Source organism: Anaerovibrio sp., assembly GCF_045637405.1.
Lineage (GTDB): Bacteria > Bacillota > Negativicutes > Selenomonadales > Selenomonadaceae > Anaerovibrio.
In genome coordinates, this window is sequence record NZ_JAZTZI010000024.1 from 23,673 (window position 1) to 30,563 (window position 6,891).

The 6,891-nt window shown below is 43.6% G+C and carries 7 protein-coding genes; 3 read left to right on the top strand and 4 right to left on the bottom strand.

The window, feature by feature from the left end:
• Positions 1-4: 4 nt before the first annotated feature.
• The 4 genes from ACKI5G_RS02080 to ACKI5G_RS02095 all read right to left on the bottom strand — a co-directional run bounded on the left by ACKI5G_RS02080 (position 5) and on the right by ACKI5G_RS02095 (position 4,400).
• A complete protein-coding gene (locus ACKI5G_RS02080; protein ID WP_407397181.1) occupies positions 5-1,741 on the bottom strand; it encodes an MATE family efflux transporter in 1,737 nt (578 codons plus the stop codon).
• Positions 1,738-3,342: an anti-sigma factor antagonist gene (locus ACKI5G_RS02085; protein WP_407397183.1), complete on the bottom strand. Its 1,605-nt coding sequence runs from the start codon at positions 3,340-3,342 to the stop codon at positions 1,738-1,740. The genes ACKI5G_RS02080 and ACKI5G_RS02085 overlap by 4 nt, the downstream gene beginning before the upstream one ends.
• A 110-nt stretch (positions 3,343-3,452) precedes the next feature.
• Positions 3,453-3,866 (bottom strand): ATP-binding cassette domain-containing protein, encoded by a 414-nt coding sequence (locus tag ACKI5G_RS02090; RefSeq protein ID WP_407397185.1) that lies wholly within the window; start codon positions 3,864-3,866, stop codon positions 3,453-3,455.
• 159 nt (positions 3,867-4,025) lie between these two features.
• Positions 4,026-4,400 carry a PleD family two-component system response regulator gene (locus ACKI5G_RS02095; RefSeq protein WP_407397187.1) on the bottom strand — a complete coding sequence of 125 codons (375 nt, stop codon included), beginning with the start codon at positions 4,398-4,400 and terminating at the stop codon, positions 4,026-4,028.
• A gap of 191 nt (positions 4,401-4,591) precedes the next feature.
• Here ACKI5G_RS02095 and ACKI5G_RS02100 point away from each other — a divergent pair, with 191 nt between their 5' ends.
• The 3 genes from ACKI5G_RS02100 (at position 4,592) to ACKI5G_RS02110 (ending at position 6,842) form a co-directional block, all read left to right on the top strand.
• Positions 4,592-5,227 carry a hypothetical protein gene (locus tag ACKI5G_RS02100; RefSeq protein WP_407397189.1) on the top strand — a complete coding sequence of 212 codons (636 nt, stop codon included), beginning with the start codon at positions 4,592-4,594 and terminating at the stop codon, positions 5,225-5,227.
• A gap of 24 nt (positions 5,228-5,251) precedes the next feature.
• Positions 5,252-5,761, top strand: a complete 510-nt coding sequence (locus ACKI5G_RS02105; RefSeq protein WP_407397191.1) for a type 1 glutamine amidotransferase domain-containing protein — start codon at positions 5,252-5,254, stop codon at positions 5,759-5,761.
• Between the two features lie 211 nt (positions 5,762-5,972).
• Positions 5,973-6,842: a hypothetical protein gene (locus ACKI5G_RS02110; protein ID WP_407397193.1), complete on the top strand. Its 870-nt coding sequence runs from the start codon at positions 5,973-5,975 to the stop codon at positions 6,840-6,842.
• Positions 6,843-6,891 lie beyond the last annotated feature (49 nt).

Genomic DNA, 6,891 nt, shown 5'->3' on the forward strand with positions numbered 1-6,891 from the left:
TCAACTAATTCATCTCAAATACCAGCTTGTTCTCGTCCCCGGCTGATAAATATTTACGTCTATAAAAATCATTAGTGACTGAATCAATAAAATAATCCCTAAAAGAATATTTTCCTTCATTAACTAAGTTAAGAACATCGTATGGCTCACCATTATCCCTGACAATGAGCTTAACCGACTGATTGGCCTCATCCTCCAGAAAAATGGAAAATTCCAGCTGGACCGACTCATTCCGAACCCTTTCCACAGCACTCATCCCCAATTCCTCCACCAAAAGGCTAACGCGCATTATCTTTGATGATGGCAACTTCCAACCCGTTAATTCATCACTAACACACCGGGATAAGGCTACTACTTCTTCCGTTACGGCATTTATATCATACGAGTACTGTCTTGCCACTTTTTCTTTTTGAAACAGGAGAATATTATCCCGATTCCGCCATAGTTTTACAACTAATAAGTTAAATAAAAAGGCCAACAAATATCCCGCACCTGCCCCCAGCCACAAGCCATACATTCCCCAGGCTGAGCCGAAGTACATACCCAATACGGGGAAAACCACCAGCAGCAGGGTTTTAAGGATAAGGCCATAATTACGTTCTTCGATATAAATATAATAATTGCTGTATATCAGAGTTGTACCCAAAAATACAAGAAAAATCAGGAAGCAACGCAAGGAAGTAGCTATCTCCCCTATAAGATAATCCTCCTCCACCCCAAAAAGCAGTGGCAAAAGAAAGGCGAACGCGCCCACCACAAGGGAAATAGCCAAGCTCATGAGCACTGTAGACGCTATCCCCAGCTCCATAGTCTTTTTGACACTTGCGTAGCTGCCCTCGGAATGATACTGACAAACCATGGGCTGTAGGCAATCCACCACCCCGGTATATAGGGCCACTGCCAATACCAAAACATTTGTAATGACAGTTACCACGATAATATGACTCTCCCCCCAATGAGAAATCACATAGGAGGAAAAAATCAATGGTAGCATGGATAAATAAAGGGTATCCACCGAATGATAAAAGCTGTATATGAAGCCCCGTACAATTTCACGGAAATTATAATACCACACAAATGAGAGCCTGCTTTTATCTGAAAACAAAAAAGCACACTGCACAATACAGGATGTAATTGTACCCATCAAAGTAGCAAGACCGATACCAAGCGTTCCCAAAGCCTTGCACAAGACTATGCTCATAATAATATTCGCCACAAAGGCAACAGATGATGCCCTGACACAGACCTTTTCTTCCCCATCCTGTATCAAAAAGGTATAGAACAGAATATTCAGAAAAACCACTGGTGGCAGCCATTTCAGGCCATCATAATATCCTCTGGCATGGACCATGTACTCCGGTGATATTTTCCAAAAGGAGAGAAGCTGATCCTGGAAGATTTCCAAAAATAAAACCAGCACCAGTCCCAGTCCCACAGACAACATTATACCCTGACTGAACAGACGGTTCACCTCGTCCCGATCCTCCTGCCCCTGGGCATAGGCCGCCATCATTCCCAAGCCATCTGCAATGAGATAGCTTAAAAAAAACAATACGGTCATTAACGGAAATACCAACGACATAGCCGCCACTGCATCATCATTAATAAATTGCCCGGCAACGACATTATCCGACAACATAAGGATATAAGACAGGGTCATGGCTACCATTGCCGAAGCAAACACTGACCGAAATCTGGTAGAAATAACTGTTTTCTTCCGCAATACTGAAAAAAAGCTCATGACAACAGCTCCAACACAGGTTTATCATTTTCCTGCAAGCCCTTAATCATTTCATCCACAAATTCGGCAAACCGGCTCATCATGCCCTCAGAATAACGGCTGGCATCATATTCCAGCTTTAAGCGGTAGGTGCCATCATCCTCGCACACCACGTGGATATCCAGAGAATTTTCCACTGCCGATGCTTTGTTTTGTGGCAATTCCTGAATTGTAGCCACCGTACCGCAAAGAGGGATTTCGCCGCTGACATTGCCCATTATATTGCCCTTTTGCAAAATAAAGGTAGCACAATCATCCTCCAAGCCCTCGTTATATACGGTATCCAGGCTGTCACGATACTGGAAGCCCTCTGCTACCCGCTGCTTCAGGTCTTCAAGGAACTCACCAACACTTATGTCCTTATCAAAATCATATCTAACTGGTATCTGGGTAAGCATCAGCCCCATCAACCGCATTTCCGCCCTGGTAGTACGTCCATTATGAACATAGCTCATGATGGTACTGGAGCTGCCGGTGGATTTGGCGATAGCCAACATCATGGCTCCCAACAAAAATGTATGCTCAGGGAAATTCGTTTCCCTGAAAAAGTCCTTTTTAATATTCTGCAGGGTTGCAAAATGGGCATTAAAATTCCAGGAGCCCTCATCTTTATCACTTGGTGGAAGATGTTTGCTTTCATCGAAGTCCGCCAGCATATTGCGCCAATAAGCTGCTCCAGCTTCATTTTTCGGTTTGGCATATATATCCTTTATATAATCGGCATAAGCATACCCCGGCTGCTTTACCGGCTTTCCCAGATAGCGGTTGTCCACTTCCCGGAAAAACAGCAATGCCGTCGCCACACCATCCATTATTACATGGTAAAAATCCACATACAGATATTTTCCGGAAGGAGCAATAATCAAATATATGTGGAACAATGGCCTGTCTATAATCTGATATGGCTTTTTCAGCTCCAGCTTGCGTTTTTCAAATTCCGCTTCCGATAAGGATTCAATTCTGACCTTTGAAAGAGTACCATCAAAACGTTGGGAGATTTCTCCTGTCTCCGGATGGAATAATATGCGGCAGCGAAATATATCATGGGCCGCCAGGGTATCATTGAGGGCCCCTGCCAGCCGTTCCATATCAATGGAGTCGTCCAGCTTGGCCAGACCACCTTCATTCATCATGGTAGAATTTGCCTTCTGGAAATGGGTATCCATAATCCAACGCTGAATCGGGCTGAGGGGATAAAACCCTCCAAGGCTGTCATCTGCCACCCCGTCCTCTTTTTCTTTATCGGTGTGAACAATTTCCACAAAACGATTGAATCCCGTCATGGAAAAGACCTCGTTCACTTCCTCCTTTGGATTTAAAATCACAAATCTGAAATTCTCCTTATCAGCCCACTTTTTTGCCACCAGAACAGCGCGCAGCCCTGCCGATGACAAATATTCAAGCTGGGATAAATCAGCCCAGATTTCCGTAAAATCCCGTGGTAAAGCCTCCAGTCTTTCATTAAACTCCGGCGACGTATTGGCATCCAGCCGCCCCACCAGCTTTGCCAATACCACACCATCCTTGGATGGCTCTCTTTGTATATCAATGACTAGCTTCATAATCTTCTTTCCCCTTTACATTATCTGCTAGTATATACGGTTATTACCCATAATTATAACGTATTTGTTCAAATTTTTCTTCTATATGAGAAAAAACTTCCAATTAGAATTTACTTTATTAAATTCATGCCAACTGTCTGGACGCCAATTTTGGTTTCATTATCCAGAGAGCTGGTGGCTTCATCAAAAATAATAATCTGAGGGTGATGTACAATAGAGCGGGCTATCAAAAGCCTTTGCCTTTGCCCCCCTGAGAAGGTACTGCCGCCTTCTCCCACCAAGGCATCGGTACGACTCATGGCTACCTGACTATAGCGGGACAAACCACGGTCATATATATAATAAAGATGTTCGAACTGAACACATGATGATATTCCCGCATCGGTAAGACAGGATTTCAAAAGTGACAAAGCCATGGAGGGCATGGATATATCAGAAAAGGAGATACCAAGCATACGTCCACCTGGGTATTCTTTTTCTTCTCCATCAAAGCACCCCCTACTTAAATCATAATTTATGATCAAAGTATATCTGCTTATTCTTTCGCCATTTCTCTGCAAAATCCTTTTAGGACCTAAAATCACATTTTTGCCTAAAATTGGACATAAAAATGAAACAGAGGCACCATCACTGGCGCCTCTGTTTCATTTTCAAAATTCTCACATAACTCAAATGTGCAGCTATTATCCCAGCACCTTTGCCACCCTGTTCTGCACCTCCTGGGCATTCCAAAATGGCTTTTTCCAAAATTCCACAGCCCCCATCTCTAGGGTAGTCTGCTCCATCTGGGCCTGGGCACTCATAACAATCACCGGTATTTCCTTGAGCTGGTCATCCCCCTTCATAAACTGAAGCAGCTCCAGGCCACTCATATCCGGCAATACCAAATCCAAAATAATTAAATCCAGACTTTCCCCGTTTTCCCGCAAACACTCGAAGGCCTGCTCTCCATTATGAGCATTTAAAAGCTCATAATCAGCTAAAATTCTTGACAGTAGCAGCTGATTTACCTCTGCATCGTCAATAATAAGAATCTTCTTTTTAGACTGGTCTCCCATATTACCACCACCTAACCGTATATCCTTATTTGGCTTTATAATATCACATCAGATAATTAGGTACAATAAAAAACATTTAACGCACTCTTATCAGCAGGAAAATGGCTACAAAAAACGAATATTACATTAAAACGATATTTCATAAAATGTAATGTTCCACTAATGTTTCCCTTTTGAAAGGAGGGTTTCTCATGTTTCGGTTTTTGCGCCCTATCCTAAGCGGAGTTATGTTCCTGCTTTTGATTCTATGCCCACTTGCAGCCAATGCAGAAAAGGTTCACTGGGAAGACAGCACCTATGACTTTTCCAAAATTCAGCGGGCCATTGTCTATGACATAGAAATAGTTGATACCTCGGAAATACCAAGTGACCTGACAGAAAAGGTGGTTCAGGAGGAATATTGGAAAACCGCCTCAAAACCGCCATATAAAATCGTGCACCCGGACAAGGATGCAATCCTCTATCCTCAGGATACGGCTGACATTTATGTGAAGGCAGAGATTTTAAAGTGGCACGATGATTTCTACATCAAACCGGCATATACAGAGTGGGAAACCAGATCCTCAACCCGCAAGGTTAAGCGCTCCGATGGCAGCTGGTATGATGAAACCTACTACTATACCGTTCCCGTTTATCACCCTGAAAAAACCGTTTACACATCCACTGTACGGGTGAAATTCGATGTTTACGACAATAAGACCAACAAACTGGTCATGTCCCGGGATGAGCTGCGTGAACGGGATGATTCCCATCATGGGCAGCAGGGTATCTTTGGCCGTATAAGCAAATCATTCTTTGATGATTTGGGTAAAAAAATAAAAAACTAGCAAGGAAAGTAAGGAGAAGTGAGTATGAAGAAAGTTTTACAGCTTGTCAGTGATGACTTTGAGGACCTGGAGTTATGGTGCCCGGTAATGAGGCTGCGGGAAGCTGGTGCTCAAGTGGATCTGGTGGCCGAAAAGGCTGGTGTATACCATGGCAAATACGGAGTTCCCTGTGAGGTAGCCATGTCATTTGAGGAGGTAGATGCCAAGGATTATGACGGCATACTGGTACCTGGTGGCTGGGCACCGGACAAGCTCAGAAGATTTCCTAAGGTTTTAAAATTGGTGGCTGATATGGACCATGAAGGAAAACTCATCGGCCAAATATGTCATGCAGGCTGGGTGCTGGCCTCAGCAGATGTCTTAAAGGGTCGCAAGGTTACCAGTACCCCTGGCATAAAGGATGATATGAAAAATGCCGGGGCCACATGGCTGGATGAACCATGCGTAGTAGACAAAAATATTGTATCCGCCAGAAGACCACCAGATATTCCTGAGTATATGAAAGCCTTGGTAGATGTACTTAATAAACAATAACAAAGGCTTTTTACCATAAAATCAAAGGCACTTTGCTTTTTTTGCAGGGTGCCTCATTAATTTTTTATGTTCATATAGGCTATTCAACAAAAACATGGTATAATATGAGTGAATTATAGTCTAAATTTTTCTACAATTCATACAATTTTCCCATAAATATAATTTTTATTAACTCTAGGGGTAATATAGGGGATACAAGGAGGTGTTTTCAATGATGGAAGGTATCGGGGGCGTTGGTACGAGCTCAAGGCAGCGTAACTATCAGTTACTTGCCCAATACCGTGCCAATTTAGGACGGAACCTGATGCCCTCAAATACATCACAGCTGCAACCATCCATAAAGAAGAATCATACCAGTCATTCTTCCGGAATAAGCTCCAGTGATGCTATTGAAACTGCCAGCATCAGGTCAAAATTGCAGGAGGGACAAAGGCTCTCCTCTATTGAGATGGACCATCTCAGCTTAAAGAATCCTACACTCCATCGTAAGGCAGAAAGTGTAGAGGAAGCCAGAGCAAATTTTGAGGCTTCGCTGGCAAGCTGTCACACCAAGCAGGAGGCCCGTGACACTCTTATGAAGGCTCTTAACAAGGATGCCAGCACTGCAATAAGGGCTTCTTCCACAGAGAGCTCCGACGATGATGATATTATCGATGAGCAGGCAGCTGAGGCTTCGACAGTGCAACAGATGGTAACCAGCCTTATGACTCAGATCAAGGCAAGCCTTGGAACCAGCACAAAAGCCGGCAAAACTGCTGAAATCGCAGAATCCGCCAAAGCCATTAAGGCCGATGTGGAAACTGCCTCAGAGACAGCGATGCCGTTGCCGCCATTAAAGGACACCAATCCTGGAGCCCATGATCAGGATATTTTGGAAACGTTTCTCTTTAAAATCAGAGCATTACAAAATGCCTGGGATAAGTTTGTTCATACACAAGATTATAAGACTATGCCTGAGGGTATTGAAGAAGCTGGAAAGCAGCCGCCAGATAGTCGTGTAATGGATATGATTAAGCGTTATAGTCCGTACAAAATTCAAGCACAGATGGCTACTGCGTCCAATGTGGATATTGCACAGTAACTATTGTTCTGTAAAGCGTTCTCCCGTAGAAACAGAAGGGCCGGACGTC

Excerpts from the sequence above, each read along its gene's own strand:
- ACKI5G_RS02080 (WP_407397181.1), bottom strand. The coding sequence starts at position 1,741 with ATGAGCTTTTTTTCAGTATTGCGGAAGAAAACAGTTATTTCTACCAGA.
- ACKI5G_RS02095 (WP_407397187.1), bottom strand. The coding sequence starts at position 4,400 with ATGGGAGACCAGTCTAAAAAGAAGATTCTTATTATTGACGATGCAGAG.
- ACKI5G_RS02105 (WP_407397191.1), top strand. The coding sequence starts at position 5,252 with ATGAAGAAAGTTTTACAGCTTGTCAGTGATGACTTTGAGGACCTGGAG.
- ACKI5G_RS02110 (WP_407397193.1), top strand. The coding sequence starts at position 5,973 with ATGATGGAAGGTATCGGGGGCGTTGGTACGAGCTCAAGGCAGCGTAAC.
- ACKI5G_RS02100 (WP_407397189.1), top strand. The coding sequence starts at position 4,592 with ATGTTTCGGTTTTTGCGCCCTATCCTAAGCGGAGTTATGTTCCTGCTT.
- ACKI5G_RS02085 (WP_407397183.1), bottom strand. The coding sequence starts at position 3,342 with ATGAAGCTAGTCATTGATATACAAAGAGAGCCATCCAAGGATGGTGTG.